Origin of the sequence: Janthinobacterium rivuli (genome assembly GCF_009208735.1) — a bacterium.
Taxonomy (GTDB): domain Bacteria; phylum Pseudomonadota; class Gammaproteobacteria; order Burkholderiales; family Burkholderiaceae_D; genus Janthinobacterium.
The window spans coordinates 46,595-61,757 of sequence record NZ_WFLJ01000027.1; the positions used below are offsets into that span (position 1 = coordinate 46,595).

Annotated in this window: 12 protein-coding genes; 5 read left to right on the top strand and 7 right to left on the bottom strand. The window is 62.3% G+C overall.

All coding sequences use genetic code 11. The features are described from left to right. Positions 1–218 precede the first annotated feature (218 nt). The 6 genes from GCN78_RS27240 to GCN78_RS27265 are packed head-to-tail and all read right to left on the bottom strand — an operon-like array spanning position 219 to position 7,557. A complete protein-coding gene (locus GCN78_RS27240; protein WP_152254485.1) occupies positions 219–1,550 on the bottom strand; it encodes a sensor histidine kinase in 1,332 nt (443 codons plus the stop codon). Further along, on the bottom strand, positions 1,550–2,902 hold the full coding sequence (locus tag GCN78_RS27245; protein WP_152254486.1) for a sigma-54-dependent transcriptional regulator: 1,353 nt from the start codon (positions 2,900–2,902) through the stop codon (positions 1,550–1,552). The genes GCN78_RS27240 and GCN78_RS27245 overlap by 1 nt, the downstream gene beginning before the upstream one ends. A gap of 28 nt (positions 2,903–2,930) precedes the next feature. Beyond that, a complete protein-coding gene (locus GCN78_RS27250) occupies positions 2,931–4,166 on the bottom strand; it encodes an ABC transporter permease (RefSeq protein WP_152254487.1) in 1,236 nt (411 codons plus the stop codon). A gap of 30 nt (positions 4,167–4,196) precedes the next feature. Further along, the gene (locus GCN78_RS27255; protein ID WP_152254488.1) at positions 4,197–5,507 is read right to left on the bottom strand and encodes an ABC transporter permease; all 1,311 of its coding nucleotides are present in this window, start codon (positions 5,505–5,507) and stop codon (positions 4,197–4,199) included. A 9-nt stretch (positions 5,508–5,516) separates the two neighbouring features. Then, entirely contained in the window at positions 5,517–6,245 is a 729-nt protein-coding gene (locus tag GCN78_RS27260; protein WP_152254489.1) for an ABC transporter ATP-binding protein, read from the bottom strand. A gap of 37 nt (positions 6,246–6,282) precedes the next feature. After that, positions 6,283–7,557, bottom strand: coding sequence for an efflux RND transporter periplasmic adaptor subunit (locus tag GCN78_RS27265; protein ID WP_226939849.1), 1,275 nt, complete (start codon positions 7,555–7,557; stop codon positions 6,283–6,285). A 235-nt stretch (positions 7,558–7,792) separates the two neighbouring features. Between GCN78_RS27265 and GCN78_RS27270 the strand changes: the two genes are divergently transcribed. After that, positions 7,793–9,385 (top strand): MutS-related protein, encoded by a 1,593-nt coding sequence (locus tag GCN78_RS27270; RefSeq protein ID WP_152254490.1) that lies wholly within the window; start codon positions 7,793–7,795, stop codon positions 9,383–9,385. 9 nt (positions 9,386–9,394) lie between these two features. Here GCN78_RS27270 and GCN78_RS27275 read toward each other — a convergent pair whose 3' ends face one another. After that, a complete protein-coding gene (locus GCN78_RS27275; RefSeq protein WP_152254491.1) occupies positions 9,395–11,320 on the bottom strand; it encodes a phosphoethanolamine transferase in 1,926 nt (641 codons plus the stop codon). Between the two features lie 426 nt (positions 11,321–11,746). On the opposite strand from GCN78_RS27275, the gene rpsL reads away from it, so the two are divergent. The 4 genes from rpsL to GCN78_RS27295 form a co-directional block, all read left to right on the top strand. Beyond that, the gene (gene rpsL, locus GCN78_RS27280) at positions 11,747–12,130 is read left to right on the top strand and encodes a 30S ribosomal protein S12 (RefSeq protein ID WP_010394376.1); all 384 of its coding nucleotides are present in this window, start codon (positions 11,747–11,749) and stop codon (positions 12,128–12,130) included. Between the two features lie 152 nt (positions 12,131–12,282). After that, on the top strand, positions 12,283–12,753 hold the full coding sequence (rpsG, locus tag GCN78_RS27285; RefSeq protein ID WP_010394377.1) for a 30S ribosomal protein S7: 471 nt from the start codon (positions 12,283–12,285) through the stop codon (positions 12,751–12,753). A 108-nt stretch (positions 12,754–12,861) separates the two neighbouring features. Then, a complete protein-coding gene (gene fusA, locus GCN78_RS27290; protein ID WP_034753184.1) occupies positions 12,862–14,967 on the top strand; it encodes an elongation factor G in 2,106 nt (701 codons plus the stop codon). 72 nt (positions 14,968–15,039) lie between these two features. Further along, on the top strand, positions 15,040–15,163 hold a 124-nt coding region (locus GCN78_RS27295; RefSeq protein ID WP_017454492.1), incomplete at its 3' end, for a GTP-binding protein.

The window sequence follows — 15,163 nt, forward strand, 5'->3', positions numbered from 1 at the left end:
GATTAATGTTTCAAAAAAACCGTACCGCGTTGATAAATTATCGCCAAGACATTTCATTGTCAATCAGCTATTTTTATATCATTATGCAAACTTAAATAGCTTATTTCTAACATACGGGCATGCGTCGCAAATAGTTAAGTAATTAAAAACTCTAATTGTCAATATTGCACCGTAAAATAATTGCCGAGAGTGTGCTTTAAAAATCGTTACCCGAGGAACTAGTTTCTGTCCAGCAAAGGAAGAATCAAGGTCACGGCCAGGCCGCCGCCCTCGCGGTTGGCCAGGGTGATGCGCCCGCCATGGGCTTCGGCGATCTCGCGCGCCAGGGCCAGACCAAGTCCCGTGCCGCTGCGCTTGGTGGAATAAAACGGCACCAGCGCGTTTTCCAGCACGGCGCCGCTCATGCCCGGCCCGCGGTCGCGCACTTCGATGCGCAGCTGGCCATGCGCCTGGCTCACGTGCAGGCCGATATGTTCTTCCCGCGAGCCCGATTCCAGCGCATTCTTCAGCAGGTTCAGCAGCGCCTGCTGCATTTGCGCCGCATCGAACACGGCCGCCTGCGCGGGCGGCGGGCCGTCCAGCGTGAAGGCCGCTTGCGAGGCCAGACTGTCGAGGAAAGATTGCCATTCGCACGGCGCCAGGCGCGGCGCGGGCAGCTTGGCAAAGCGCGCATAGCCGAGGATGAAGGTTTCCAGGTGGCGCGTGCGCTCCTCGATGGTGGCAAGGATCTGCGGCAGGCGCTCCGTCTGGCCGCGGCGCACCAGCTCGGCGCCGGAATGGGCCAGCGAGGCCAGCGGCGCCAGCGAGTTGTTGAGTTCATGGCTGATGACGCGGATGACTTTTTTCCAGGTCTGCACTTCCTGGCGGCGCAGTTCCAGGGTCAGCTGGCGCAACAGCAGCAGTTCGTGCTTGCGCCCGTTCAGGCTGAAGCTGCGCCGCGCCAGATGATATACCTCTTCCTGCTCCCCTTCGCCGCTGGTAAACAAGCCGTCGTTGCGGCGCGCCAGCGCCTCGGCCAGGGCCGGTGATGCCTCGCGCACGATGTCGGCCAGGTGATGCCCTTCGAGCCGGCGGCCGTGGTGCAGCAGTTGGCGCGCCGCCAGGTTGGCGTAGACGATGGCGCTGCCCTCGGCCACCAGCAGCATGGCCACCGGCGTGTTTTGCACCATGGTGTCGAGCAGCAGTTCGCGCTGCACCAGGTCCAGGCGCTGCTTGCGCAGCACGTCGCCCAGCGCATTGTGGGCCGCCACCAGGTCGGCCAGTTCATCGTTTTGCGGCCAGCGCAAGCTGAAGCCGAAATCGCCGTCCTGGTAGCTGGCGACCGTGCCGCTCAAGGCGCGAAACAGCGACAGCATCGCTTGCAGCTGCGCGCGGATGGTGATGACGGCCACCGGCAGCACGCACAGCAGGGTACCGGCCAGCACCAGCAGCGGCTGGCCGGGTAAAAAATGCGCGAGCAGCAGGGCGATGACGATGCCCAGTACCAGCAAGGTGACGATCAGCGCCGTCCAGCGCGTGAGCAGGGAAAGGCGCATGGGACGGTAGGCCATCAGCCGCGCGCGATGCCCAGGCGCTCCATGCGCCGGTACAGCGCCTGGCGCGACAGCCCCAGTTCCTGCGCCGCCTGCGCCACCACGCCGTGCGCGCGCGCGAGCGCCGCGGTGACGCTGTCGCGGTCCGGTTCCGTCGCGGCGGCATCCTGCGGCGCGCGTAGCGACGGCACGCCCGCCAGCGGCAAGCCCGTTTCCTGCGCGCGGATCACGGCACCGGCCGTCAGCAGGCTGGCGCGCTGCATGACGTTTTTCAGTTCGCGCACATTGCCCGGCCAGCCGTGGGCCAGCAGGGTGGCTTGCGCCTGCGCGTCGAGGGTTTTTTCATTGCCCAGGAAATGCTGTGCCAGCACCAGGATGTCCAGCGGGCGCTGGGCCAGAGGCGGCAGGCGCAGTTCGATCACGTTCAGGCGGTAGAACAGGTCTTCGCGAAACGTGCCGGCCTTAATCATCGCCGGCAGGTCGGCGTTGCTGGCGCTGATGACGCGCACTTTCACTTGCCGTTCGCGGTTTGAACCGAGGCGCTCGAAGCGTCCCGTTTCCAGCACGCGCAGCAGTTTCATTTGTCCGGCCAGCGGCAGGTTGCCGATCTCGTCGAGGAACAGCGTGCCGCCGTCGGCCGCGTCGAATTTGCCGTCGCGCGCGCGCGTGATGCCGGTGTAGGCGCCCGCCTCGGCGCCGAACAGTTCCGCCTCGATCAGCTCCACGGGAACGGCGCCGCAATTGAGCACGACGAAGGGGCCGCTGGCGACCTGGGAATTGGCTTGCACGATGGCGGCGATGCGTTCCTTGCCGCTGCCGTTCGGCCCTGAAATGAGCACGGGCACGTCGGCGCGCGCCACCTGGCACGCCAGGTGCACCACTCTTTCCGTGGCCGGGTCTTGCCACACCATGCCACGCAAGTCGAAGTCGTGTTCCAGCGCGTGGCGCTGGCGCTGCTCGGCCACCACGCGCTGGCGCAGCGCGCGGTTGGCCTGTCCCAGTTCCAGCAGATTCCGCACGCTGGCGATCAGGCGCCGGTCATCCCATGGCTTGGCCAGGTAGTCGGCCGCGCCGGACTTGATCAGGTCGACGGCCGCGTCGAGCTGGGTCCATGCCGTCAGCAGGATGACGGGCAGGTCGGGGTAGCGCGCGCGGATCGCGTGGAACAGCGCGCTGCCTTCCTCGCCCGACGTGGTGTCGGCCGTGAAGTTCATGTCCTGCACCACCAGGTCGATGGCGTGGCGCTCGAGCAGCTGCAGGCCCTCCTCGGGCGAGGCGGCGCGCACGGCGTCGATCTCGTGCAGGGAGAACAGCACGTCGAGCGCGATGGCCACGGCGGCATTGTCGTCAATAATCAGTACGGTAGGCATGCGCGCAGCATATCACTCAGGTGGCGGCTCAGGTACTGCGGGTGGCCGTGGCCGGCGAAATGCTGGCCGCGCGCCATGCCGGGCCGTACACGGCGCCCACGCCCAGCAGCCAGAACACGAGCGCGCCGGCCAGCAGGTAGCCGGGCGGCAGGCGCGCCATTTCCAGCTGGCTGACCAGCAGCTGGTTCAAGCCCAGGGCCAGCAGCACGCCGCCCGCCACGCCGACGCTGGTGATCATGAAATTCTCGGTCAGGAAGTAGCGCAGGATATCGATGCGGCGCGCGCCCAAGGCGCGCCGCACGCCGATCTGCTTGCGGCGCTGCGTCACCCACAGGCTGGCAATGCCGACGATGCCGCTGGCCGTCACCAGCAGCAGCAGGGTCGACACGGCGATGAGCATCCAGGACATCGCGCGGTCGGTTCGGTAACGAACATCGCGGTCTTCGTCGAGGCTGCGTATGCGTACGATCAGCTTGTCCGGCGTGGCTGCGCGGATGGCTTGCTCGGTTTCTTTCATCACGCGGTCGCGCTGGCCCGGTTCGGCGCGGATGGTCAGCAGGGCATCGCCGTCACCCGTCAGGCGTACGGGAAACAGGACCGAATATTCGCCACGGTCGCCTACCTCCGCGCCCTGAGTCTGCAGCCGCTCGATGACGCCGACGACTTGCAATTTCTGGGCATCTTCCCCCGTCCCCAGGAACAGGGGCATGCCGAGCGCGCTGCCGCCTTCCGGATGCAGCTTGTTCGCCAGCGCCCGCGTGATGATCACTTGCGGCGGAAATACCTCCGTCACATTCTGGTCGATCTCGGTGATTTCGGCCGGCGTGAAATCGCGTCCTTCCAGCAGTTGCAGGCCCCAGGTCTTGACCAGCGAGTCGGGCGTGGCATACACGGCGGCGCTGATGGCGCTGTTGCTTTGCAGGCGGTTGGCGGCGAAGCCGCTGGTACTGCCGTTGCGCGACAGCGGTGCCTGGCTCACTTGCGCCACCGATACCACGCCCGGTACGGCGCGTGCGGCGGCCGCCAAGCGTTTTTGCAGCGCCAGTTCCTCGTTGTGCCCCTGCGGACGCAGATTGCGCGCCAGCAGGTGGAATACCTCGCCCTCGGCTGCCACGCCGCTGGGCCGCGCCGCCACTTCCTGGCGCACGTTGACGATGTGCAGGGCGTTGGCGAGGATGGCCAGGCTCAGTGCTACCTGCAGGGCAACCAGGATGGCGCCGGTTTTGCTGCGCATCAGCGCAGACAGGATGGGTCGGATTTCCATGGTGGTCCTATTCGTGTGCGATGTGGGCTGTCATTGGGATTTGAGCTGGATGGCCGGCATCACCTGGCAGGCGCGCCAGGTCGGCAGCAGGCCCGCCAGGATCGCCGCGCTGACCGAGATGACGAAGGTCATGGCCAGCATCACCCAATCCATGTGCGCGGCGACGGTCAGCTGTTTCGACTGCATGCCGATGAGTGCCAGCGCGCCGAAGGACAGCAGCAGACCCAGCACGCCGCCGGCCAGGCCGATGACGGTCGTCTCGATGAGGAACTGGCGGAAGATATCGCTGCGCGAGGCGCCCAGCGCACGGCGGATGCCCACTTCGGAAGCGCGCACGGAAAACTTCGCCAGCAGCAGGCCGATGGTGTTGACCAGGCACAGGGCCAGGAAGCCGAAGGCCAGCCAGGCCGACAGTTTGTTGTCATTGCCGACCACACGCAGGTGCACCAGCCATTCATCGATGCTGAACAGGCGGTTCGGCGCGGCGCGTTTCAGGCGGCCGAGCTTGCGTTGTTCCTGCGCATAGCTGTCCAGGTAGTTTTGCAGTGCGCCGCGCTGGTCGTCGCTGGCCATCTCGAACCAGAACTGCATCCACGTGCATTCCGAATCGAGCGTGCCCTGGAAGCCCGGTTCGCGGTTGCCGCTGCAGCTCATGCTGCCGTTATGGCTGGTCTGGTGGCGGATCGCACTGGTAAATGGGATGAAGTAGCTGTCTTCGCTGCCGAAGGCGCCGCTGCCGATGATGCGGTGGATGCGCGGCACGGGTTCCCATTTGTCGAGCACGCCCGTGATCTGGTACTGAAAGCCCATGAGTGTCATGCGCTGGCCGACCGGGTTGTTGTCACCATAGAGTTTTTCCGCCAGCTTGCGCGACAGGACGATGACGTCGGCGCCGGCCGCGTCGTCGGCGGCGCTCCACGGCTGGCCATACAGGAACGGCGTCTCGAACATGGGGAAGAAGTCACGATAGGCGGCCAGTCCCTGCGAGCTGAAGGCGCCGATGTCCTTGCGCTGCGGCTCGATGGCGCCGCCCACGCCGTACATGACGCTGCGGCGTTCGCCGATTTTGCTGTTCTGAAAATTGACGGCGTCGCGGTAGCTGAGCTGGTTGTCGCCCGACCCGTTGCCCGGCGTGTAGCCGGAGAGAGAACCATTGTCGACCAGCGGCACGAACATGCGGCCATTCTTGTGCGGCAGGGGATTACCCGACATGACGTGCAGGATGGTCAGGGTGGAGATGCTGGCAGCCACGCCGATGGCCAGCGTCAGCACCATCAGCGCCGTCAGGGCAGGGTTGCGGCGCAGGCTGCGCAGGCCGAGCAGGAAGTAATACTGGAACATGGGCGATCCTCAGACAGTGGCGGCGGCGTTGCCGGCCTTGGCCGGACTGCTGGCCAGCGACGGCCCCTTGTGCACCAGGTCCGACACCTGGCCGTCGATGATGTGCACGTTGCGCTGGCTGCGCAGCGCCAGTTCCGGATCGTGCGTGACCATCAGGATGGTGGTGCCCTGCGCGTTGATGTCCTCGAGCAGTTCCATCACGCCGCGCGCCATCTGCGTATCCAGGTTGCCCGTCGGTTCATCGGCCAGCAGCAGCTTGGGCGAGCCGGCCAGCGCGCGCGCGATCGCCACGCGCTGCTGCTGGCCGCCCGACAGTTCGGCCGGATAATGCTTCATGCGCGACGCCAGGCCGACCTTGGCCAGCGCATCCTCGATGCGCTCCTTGCGTTCGGCGCGGTTGAAGCCCCGGTAGCGCAACGGCACGTCGACGTTGTCGAACAGCGACAGGTCGGGAATCAGATTAAAACCCTGGAAGATGAAGCCGAGTTTTTCATTGCGCAGGCGCGAGCGGGCATTGTCGTTCATGCCTTTCACGTTGACGCCGTCGAGGATGTATTCGCCATCGGTGAATTCTTCCAGCAGGCCGGCGATGTTCAGGAAGCTCGTCTTGCCCGAGCCGGACGGCCCCGTGACGGTGACGAATTCACCTTGCTGCACATGGATGTCGAAGCCGCGCAGCGCGTGGGTTTCGATCATGTGGGTGCGATAGACTTTGTTCAGATTTTGCATGCGCAGCATGGTGGACCTCTTGATGGGATGGAATGGGTGCAGCTGATTAATTGAGGGAGACGCGGGCCGCGTTCTCGAACGCTTCCGTGCCGGCGATCACCACCTTGTCGCCCAGCTTCAGACCGTCGAGGATTTCCACGGCCGAGACGCTGGTGGCGCCCAGTTTGATCGGCGTGCGGATGGCCACGCCGTCGCGCACGACGTAGGCGAAACGGCCGCCTTCGGCTTCGACGAAGGAGCCGCGCGCCAGCATCAGCACATTCGGTTTTTCATCGATCAGCAGGCGTGCTGTGAGACGCTGGTTCTGGCGCAGGCCGGCCGGCTGCGCGCCATCGAAACGCACGCGCGCCAGCACCTGGTTTTTCACCACTTCGGGCGACAGCGCCGACAGCTTGCCGGTGGCGCGGATGGCGCCCGTTTCGATCTCGGCGCGCATGCCCAGGCCGATATCGGCCACATAGGTTTCCGGCACCTCGAGCTCGACTTCCAGTTGCGACAGGTCGACCAGGGTCATCAGGGCCGTGTTGGCTTGCACCACGCTGCGGTTGGCTACCGACAGGGTGCCGATGAACCCATTGACGGGCGCGCGCACGGTCAATTCGTCGACCCGGCGCTGGGCGTTGTCGCGGCTCAGGCGCTGGCGTTCGAGTTCATTGGCTTTCGTCTTCAGCGCCAGGGTCACGTCCTCGCTTTCCAGGCCCGCCGCCTGCGAGGCGTGCTTGCTGCGGATATCGGCCGAATTCAAGGCATCCTTGGCCTTCTGGTAATCGATCTTGGCGATGATGCCCACCTGCGCCACGCTTTCATAGCGCTCCAGCGTGCGCTGCGCGGACAGGCGCTCGATTTCGGCCGTATCGGCTTCGCGGCGCGCCAGCAGTTTCTGCTTCTTGGCGAGGATCTGTTGGCGCGCCACTTCCGCTTCCAGTTGCTGCACGCTCGATTGTTCGCGCTTCAATGCGTCGGACAGGTCGGGCGATTCCAGCACGGCGAGGATGTCGCCCTTCTTGACCGTGTCGCCCGCCTTCGCCTTCAGCGTGACGGTGGCCACGGTGGTCGAATACAGGGTGGGGCTGATGGCGGCCACCACGCGGCCATTCACGGCCGCGTCGCGGATCAGGGTGCCGCGCGTGACGTCGGCGATGCGCAGGCGGCTGCTGTTGACGGAATGCTCGCTGTTGCGCCAGCCGGCCACGACAGCGATGGCGGCGCCGATGACGATGACGGCACCGGCCAGCAGCAGGGCGCGTCGCTTGTGGCGCTGTCCCGGCGGGGCGGACAGTACGGCGTCTTGGGAAGAGGTATCGCGGATCATGGTGGACATTTCGTGGACAATGCCATCCTGTATGCAGCTTCCGTGCCAGATTCAAGTTGTTGATTTTAAAGGGGGAAATTCTGAGTGTCCGGCTGTCCGCCGTGTCCGCGCCGTCCGCCAGGTGTCCGCGCGCGCCGGGCCGGCAGGATGCGCGCGAGTCGATCTTGATAATCTGACAATCGACCTGATCTGTGCCTGGCAGTGATGGCGCGCGGCGCCATGCTGACCACCTTCCTGGAGCATGATGCCTGCCTCGCCCCCCAAGCCTTCACCGTTTGCCAGTGTGAAACACTGGCTGCGCCAGTTCGCCAGCCTGCCCGAGCCGGCCGAGTTCGACTATCCGTTTGCCCGCAGCGACATCGCCATGCTGCAGCGGCTCGAGGATGGTTTGCCCCAGCTCGATAGCCAGACGTGGGATGAAATGCTGCTCGACGACTACCATGTGCGGCTGGCCACGCAGACCAGCATTCTTGGCCAGCAGCGTTTGCATCAGCGCCTGGCCAGCGGCACGGCGGGCGCCGCCTCGCGGGCGCGCATCGCGGCCTTGCTGGCCGCGCCGGCACGGCAGGCCGTGATCGAGCAAGCGATGCAGCCGCTGCGCACGGCAGACATGGAAGTGGCGGCGCTGCTGTGCGGCGCAGCGCCGCCAGCACCACCGTGGTGGAGCCGCTGGCTGCTGCTGCCGACCCTGGCGCTGGTGGCGTCGCTGCTGGCGGCATGGCTGTTCGCGCCGCTGGCATGGGCCGTCGCGGTGCCCGTCTGGCTCTTGCTGATGGCGTTGCAGATGCGTTTTTACGACCGTTGCAAACCGTGGGAGCGCAGCGTCTTTACCTTGCAGCGGATACTGCTGGTGCATGGCCGCCTGGCCGCGCTCGAGTCGCCGTTCACGGCGGACCTGCGCGAAGGCGGCCGCATGGCAGGCGTGATCAACCGCCAGATCACGCCAGTGCGCTGGATCAAGATGATTCCCCTGCTGAGCGAATATGACGACTGGCTCATGCTGGGCAATATCCGGCGCTACTTTCACAGCCTGCGCGTGGTGCGGCGCGAACGCGCCTTCCTGCGCCAGAGCTTCCTGCTGCTGGCCGACTTGGAGGCGGACCTGGCCCTGGCGCGCCACCTGCGCGCTCGCGCGCAGTTTTGCTGGGTGCATGAAGCCGATGCGCGGCAATTGTCGCTCGACGCCATGGTGCATCCGCTGCTCGATGGCGCCATGCCGTTGTCGCTGCGGCTCGATGGCCGCGGCGCCTTCATTTCGGGGCAGAATGCGGTGGGAAAAAGTACCCTGTTGCGCGGCGTCGGGCTCAATCTGATCAGTGCGCGCGCCTTCGGCTTTTGCTATGCGCAGGCGGCACGCGTGCCGCTGCTGCCCCTGTATTCGAGCATGCAGAACGAAGACTCGCTCGATGGCGGCGAAAGTTTATATATCGCCGAATTGCGGCGCGCGCGCGAATTGCTGGCGCTGGCCGAGGGCGGCGCGCCGGCGTTGTTTCTGATCGACGAGATTTTCCGCGGCACGAACCATCTGGAATCGGTGGCGGCGGCGGCCGCCGTGCTGCATAGCCTGGCCGCGCAGCACCTGGTGATCGTCTCGTCGCACAACCTGGTGCTGGGACCCTTGCTGGAAGACTGCCTGGCGCCGTGGTGCGTGCGCCGCGATGACGCCGGCGCGCTGCAGCTGGCGCCCGGCGTGCTGCGGGCCACGAACGGCATCGCCCTGCTGGCGCAGCGCGGTTTTGATGCCGGCATCGCGGACAAGGCGGGGCGCGTGTTCGACTGGCTCAGCACGCACATGGCGCAACCGGCCGATTGCGGCGGCGTGCTCGAACGGGCCTGATGGCCGCGCTTACTTTTCCTGTTTCTCCGGCGTGCTCTTGTCGATCACTTCGCGGCAGTCGCCGCGGATGATGGCGTTGTCGTAGTTGGTCCAGCCGTAGCTGTCGACGTAGCGCTTGTGCTGCTTGAAGCGGGGGCTGGCGATGCTCCATTCGGGCTGTTCGCCGGCGAAGCGGATGTCGCCCAGGTCGAGCAGGGTGTGGAACATGTTTTCCGTCGACAGGCGCGCCTTCTGATGGCGCTGCAGCTGCGTCACCTTGTCCGGATAGTGCTGCTGGAATTGCGGCGAATACCAGACGAAGGCGGGCACGTGGAATTCGAACTGCGTGTTATGCCCGTGGAAGGCCAGGCGGCAGGTGCCGTCGTACAGGGTCTGGCCGTGGTCGGCCACGTAGACGAGCGAACTGCGCAGGGCGGTGCGCTGGCCATCGTCCTTCAGCATGCCGATCACGTTCGACAGGAACCAGTCCGTGTACAGGATGGAGCTGTCGTAGCTGTTGTTGAGCTGTGGCTTGATGGCCGTATCCGTGTAGACGGGTTTGTCGACGCCGAACAGCGACGGCTGCCACTTGTCGAACGATTTCGGATAGCGCTGGCTGTAGTTCCAGTGGCTGCCCAGGGTGTGCAGCACGATGAGTTTTTTCGGCGCCGGGTCGGCCAGCGCGTTCCTGAACGGGTCGAACAGGATCTGGTCGAAGTTCGAATTGTTGGTAAAGCCGCCCAGGTTCAAAAATTGCACCACGTCCGCTTCCTTGGCAAACACGGACACGGGCGTGTCGAACTGGCCGAACGAGATCTGGTTCGACAGCCAGTACGTCTTGAAGCCCGCTTCCTTGTAGGCGGTGAGGAAGGATTTTTCCGAGAAGCCATCCTTGAGGCTTTGCGTGGCCGGCTTGCGCGAGATGATGACGGGCACGGACAGGCGCGTGGCGGAAACGGCCGTGATGACGTCGGCCAGCGGCACCAGGTTGCTTTCCTGTTTCAGCAGGGGATTGGTGTCGCGCTCGTAGCCGTTCAGGCTCCAGCGGTCGTAGCGCGACGATTCGCCGATCACCATGACCACCACTTCAGGATGGGGATCGGGCTGTTGCTGGTGCGCGCCGAAACGGAAGCTGCTGCTTTTCTGCCCCAGCTCGGCCAGGTACTTGCGCTCCTTGTAGAAATCGAAGCCGCGCGCGGCCAGGCCGAAGGGCCAGGAATTGCTGACGGTATCGAAGGCGTAGGGCAGGCGCGCCCAGTGGGGCAGGCTGGGCCAGCCCAGGCCCGTTTCATCGGCGCCGGCGATGCTGGCGTTCTCCGGCTTGCTGCTTTCCTCGTCTTCCTCGGCCGTCTCGTCGTCGGCCGAGCTGGCGTCGCCGAAGCCGGAGGCGCCCGCCTTGGCGCTGGCCGCCGGTAGGCTGGCCTTGGCGGACGCGGGAGCGCTGTGCAGGACCTTGGCGTCGAAGCCGAATTCGTAGCCGTACCACCAGAAGCCGCCCAGCAGGATCAGCGATATGAAGGCGGCCGGGCGCGTCTTGCCGCGCCAGTCCAGGTCGCGCGTGCGCGTGGCCGCAAACCAGCCGAGCAGGCACCAGACGATCACGCCCAGCATGACCGCGCCCATCAGCCACACTTTCTGCCCGAGGAATTCCATCGCTTCCTTGGGGCTGGTTTCGAAGATGATGCCCAGGTGGTGCGTGGAAATGCCCTGGCCATAGAAGATGAACAGGTAGATTTCCGTCGGCAGGGCCAGGAAGGCGGGCACCAGCAGCCAGTGAAAGTATGCGGGACGCTTGAACACGCTCCAGACGGCCAGCCAGGCCAGCAGCTCGAAGGTGAGCATCTGCCAGGGATGCTCGAGCGCACGCCCCAGCAGCGCGGGGACGAAGGGCACGGCCGTCAGCAAGGCATACGTCAGGAGCAGGAACAGATTGGCGGGGCGAAGCAAGGAGCGCATAAAGGAGGGCAACGAAAAATGTCCGCTATTATCAATCCTTTTGTTGTCTTGCGGTCGTACAAGAATGTGCGGGTCCGAATGCGTGGTTGCAGAGAAAGAATGCCAAATCATCAACCGCCGCGAGGTGCCGGCGTCTGCGCGCCGCGGCCAAGGATTAGTCAAAATGCCACAAAAGTGCCGCTTTTTTGCCTTTTTTTATAGCAAAAAGCGGTAAACTGATTGACCCCCTGTAACACAAGGTCTAAACTAGCGAGTTCTCGATTTTATTCTGCTCATCGTTTACGTATTGTTTGGCATTTCATGGCCGCTCCTTATCGAGTGGCTGCGGGCGCCTCCGGTGCGCAGGAGATGAAAGCGGGACGAGGTTTTAGTCGCCGGGCATCTTGCCCGGGTTATTAATCGTAGTTTTTTGTTGGATTTATAACGATGCCAACCATCAATCAATTGATTCGCAATCCACGCGTCGCTTTGACCGTGAAGAGCAAATCGCCGGCGCTGGAAAACAGCCCGCAAAAACGTGGCGTCTGCACACGTGTTTACACCACGACTCCAAAGAAGCCTAACTCGGCTCTGCGTAAAGTCGCTAAAGTTCGTCTGACCAATGGTTTCGAAGTCATTTCGTACATTGGCGGTGAAGGCCATAACCTGCAAGAGCATAGTGTTGTGCTGTTGCGCGGCGGCCGCGTCAAGGATTTGCCGGGTGTGCGTTACCACATGGTTCGCGGTGCCCTGGATACCCAAGGCGTTAAAGACCGTAAGCAATCGCGTTCGAAGTACGGTACCAAGCGCGCTAAAGCAGGCAAGAAGTAATAAGTTGTACGCAGCAAACCCAAGTTTCGCTCAGTGGCAACTAGCTAAGTGAATGTAGTCGACCGCATCTGGTCGAGTAAGTGGAGGACTATGATGGTCGTCCGCGAGTGTGCGAAGAACGCGCGCTCAACTGAAGATTGAAAGGAATTGATATGCCACGTCGTCGTGAAGTACCCAAGCGCGAAATTTTGCCAGATCCAAAATTCGGCAACACTGATGTCGCTAAATTTGTAAACGTGCTGATGCTGTCCGGTAAGAAATCGGTTGCAGAAAACATCATCTACGGTGCTTTCGAGCACATCGCAGCAAAATCGGGTAAAGATCCACTCGAAGTTTTTGCTACCGCAATCAACAACGCCAAGCCGCTGGTTGAGGTGAAATCCCGTCGCGTCGGTGGTGCAAACTACCAGGTGCCGGTCGAAGTTCGCCCAGTCCGTCGTATGGCTCTGTCCATGCGTTGGTTGCGTGAAGCTGCTAACAAGCGCAGCGAAAAATCGATGCCACAACGCCTCGGCGGTGAGCTGATGGAAGCGGCTGAAAGCCGCGGCGGCGCGATGAAAAAACGCGACGAAGTCCATCGTATGGCTGAAGCGAACAAAGCGTTCTCGCATTTCCGCTTCTAATATAAAGCCAGCTACCGCAAGGCGGCTGTCAAGCATCTGTTGTTCGAGGCCGGGCTCATTTTTGCAAAAAAATGCTGCTCGGTTTTGTCCATTCATTTAGGATTAATTATGGCCCGCAAGACCCCCATTGAGCGCTATCGTAATATCGGTATCTCCGCTCACATCGATGCAGGTAAGACGACCACGACCGAGCGCGTCCTGTTCTACACCGGCGTGAACCACAAGCTGGGCGAAGTCCATGATGGCGCTGCCACCACCGACTGGATGGCACAGGAGCAAGAGCGCGGCATCACGATTACCTCGGCTGCTGTTACGTGCTTCTGGAAAGGCATGGCAAACAACTTCCCAGCCCACCACATCAACATCATCGACACCCCAGGCCACGTTGACTTCACCATTGAAGTGGAACGTTCGATGCGCGTGTTGGATGGCGCCTGCATGGTTTACTGTGCCGTCGGCGGCGTGCAGCCACAATCGGAAACGGTATGGCGTCAGGCTAACAAGTACAAAGTGCCACGTCTGGCCTTCGTGAACAAGATGGACCGTACCGGCGCCAACTTCTTCAAGGTCTACGATCAGATGCGTTCGCGCCTGAAAGCCAACCCAGTACCGATTCAGATGCCAATCGGCGCTGAAGACGTCTTCACCGGTGTTATCGATCTGGTCAAGATGAAAGCGGTTATCTGGGACGACGCTTCGCAAGGCATGAAGTTTGAATACGGCGACATTCCTGCCCACCTGGCCGCTGATGCTGCCAAGTGGCGCGAGAACATGGTTGAAGCCGCTGCTGAAGCGTCGGAAGACCTGATGAACAAGTATCTGGAAGAAGGCGACCTCTCGGAAGAAGAGATCAAGGCTGCCCTGCGTCAGCGTACCATCGCCAGCGAAATCGTTCCAATGCTGTGCGGTACCGCCTTTAAAAACAAGGGCGTACAAGCCATGTTGGACGCGGTCATCGAGTACCTGCCATCGCCAATCGACATTCCACCTGTCCCAGGTCTGGACGAGGACGAGCAGCCAGTCGAGCGCGCCGCTGACGACAATGAGAAGTTCTCGGCATTGGCGTTCAAGATCGCAACCGATCCGTTCGTCGGTCAGCTGTGCTTCATCCGTTGCTACTCGGGTACCCTGAATTCGGGCGACTCGGTGTTGAACTCCGTGAAGCAGAAGAAAGAGCGTATCGGCCGTATCGTGCAGATGCAAGCGAACGAACGCGAAGAAATCAAGGAAATGCGCGCTGGCGACATCGCCGCCGTCGTGGGTCTGAAAGACACCACCACTGGCGATACGCTTTGCGACGAAAAAGCCAGCGTGGTTCTGGAGCGCATGGTCTTCCCTGAGCCGGTGATTTCGCAGGCAGTCGAGCCAAAAACCAAGGCCGACCAGGAAAAAATGGGCCTGGCGCTGAACCGCCTGGCAGCAGAAGATCCATCGTTCCGCGTGCGTACCGATGAAGAGTCGGGCCAGACCATCATCGCCGGTATGGGCGAGTTGCATCTGGACATCATCGTTGACCGCATGAAGCGCGAATTCAACGTTGAAGCGACCGTCGGCAAGCCACAAGTGGCTTACCGCGAAACGATCCGTAAAGTGTGCGAAGAGTCGGAAGGCAAATTCGTCAAGCAATCGGGTGGTCGTGGTCAATACGGTCACGTGGTTCTGAAGATCGAACCGCAAGAACCGGGCAAGGGCTTCGAATTCGTTGACGCGATCAAGGGCGGTACCGTTCCTCGCGAATACATCCCTGCAGTTGAAAAAGGTGTGCGCGACACGCTGACTTCGGGCGTGATGGCTGGCTACCCAGTCGTTGACGTGAAAGTCACGCTGTTCTTCGGTTCGTACCATGATGTTGACTCGAACGAAAATGCATTCCGCATGGCCGCTTCGATGGCATTCAAAGATGGCTGCCGCAAAGCATCGCCAGTCATCCTGGAGCCGATGATGGCCGTGGAAGTGGAAACGCCGGAAGATTACGCCGGTACCGTGATGGGCGATCTGTCGTCGCGTCGCGGCATGGTGCAAGGTATGGATGAAATTGCTGGCGGTGGCGGCAAGATCATCAAGGCCGAAGTGCCTCTGTCGGAAATGTTCGGTTACGCCACATCGTTGCGTTCGTCGACCCAAGGTCGTGCGACTTACACGATGGAATTCAAGCACTATGCTGAAGCACCTAAGCATGTGACTGAAGCAATCGTAAGCTCGAAAGCTAAGTAATAGAAGTTCCGGGCCGGCTTTCACGAGAATGCCGGTCCCTACATTTAAATCATTGTTCTAAGGAAGAATAAAATGGCAAAAGGTAAATTCGAACGGACCAAGCCGCACGTCAACGTCGGCACCATCGGCCACGTCGACCACGGTAAAACCACGCTGACCGCTGCAATCGCAACGGTTCTGTCGAAGAAATTCGGCG

Excerpts from the sequence above, each read along its gene's own strand:
- GCN78_RS27240 (WP_152254485.1), bottom strand. The coding sequence starts at position 1,550 with ATGGCCTACCGTCCCATGCGCCTTTCCCTGCTCACGCGCTGGACGGCG.
- GCN78_RS27245 (WP_152254486.1), bottom strand. The coding sequence starts at position 2,902 with ATGCCTACCGTACTGATTATTGACGACAATGCCGCCGTGGCCATCGCG.
- GCN78_RS27250 (WP_152254487.1), bottom strand. The coding sequence starts at position 4,166 with ATGGAAATCCGACCCATCCTGTCTGCGCTGATGCGCAGCAAAACCGGC.
- GCN78_RS27255 (WP_152254488.1), bottom strand. The coding sequence starts at position 5,507 with ATGTTCCAGTATTACTTCCTGCTCGGCCTGCGCAGCCTGCGCCGCAAC.
- GCN78_RS27260 (WP_152254489.1), bottom strand. The coding sequence starts at position 6,245 with ATGCTGCGCATGCAAAATCTGAACAAAGTCTATCGCACCCACATGATC.
- GCN78_RS27265 (WP_226939849.1), bottom strand. The coding sequence starts at position 7,557 with ATGTCCACCATGATCCGCGATACCTCTTCCCAAGACGCCGTACTGTCC.
- GCN78_RS27270 (WP_152254490.1), top strand. The coding sequence starts at position 7,793 with ATGCCTGCCTCGCCCCCCAAGCCTTCACCGTTTGCCAGTGTGAAACAC.
- GCN78_RS27275 (WP_152254491.1), bottom strand. The coding sequence starts at position 11,320 with ATGCGCTCCTTGCTTCGCCCCGCCAATCTGTTCCTGCTCCTGACGTAT.
- rpsL (WP_010394376.1), top strand. The coding sequence starts at position 11,747 with ATGCCAACCATCAATCAATTGATTCGCAATCCACGCGTCGCTTTGACC.
- rpsG (WP_010394377.1), top strand. The coding sequence starts at position 12,283 with ATGCCACGTCGTCGTGAAGTACCCAAGCGCGAAATTTTGCCAGATCCA.
- fusA (WP_034753184.1), top strand. The coding sequence starts at position 12,862 with ATGGCCCGCAAGACCCCCATTGAGCGCTATCGTAATATCGGTATCTCC.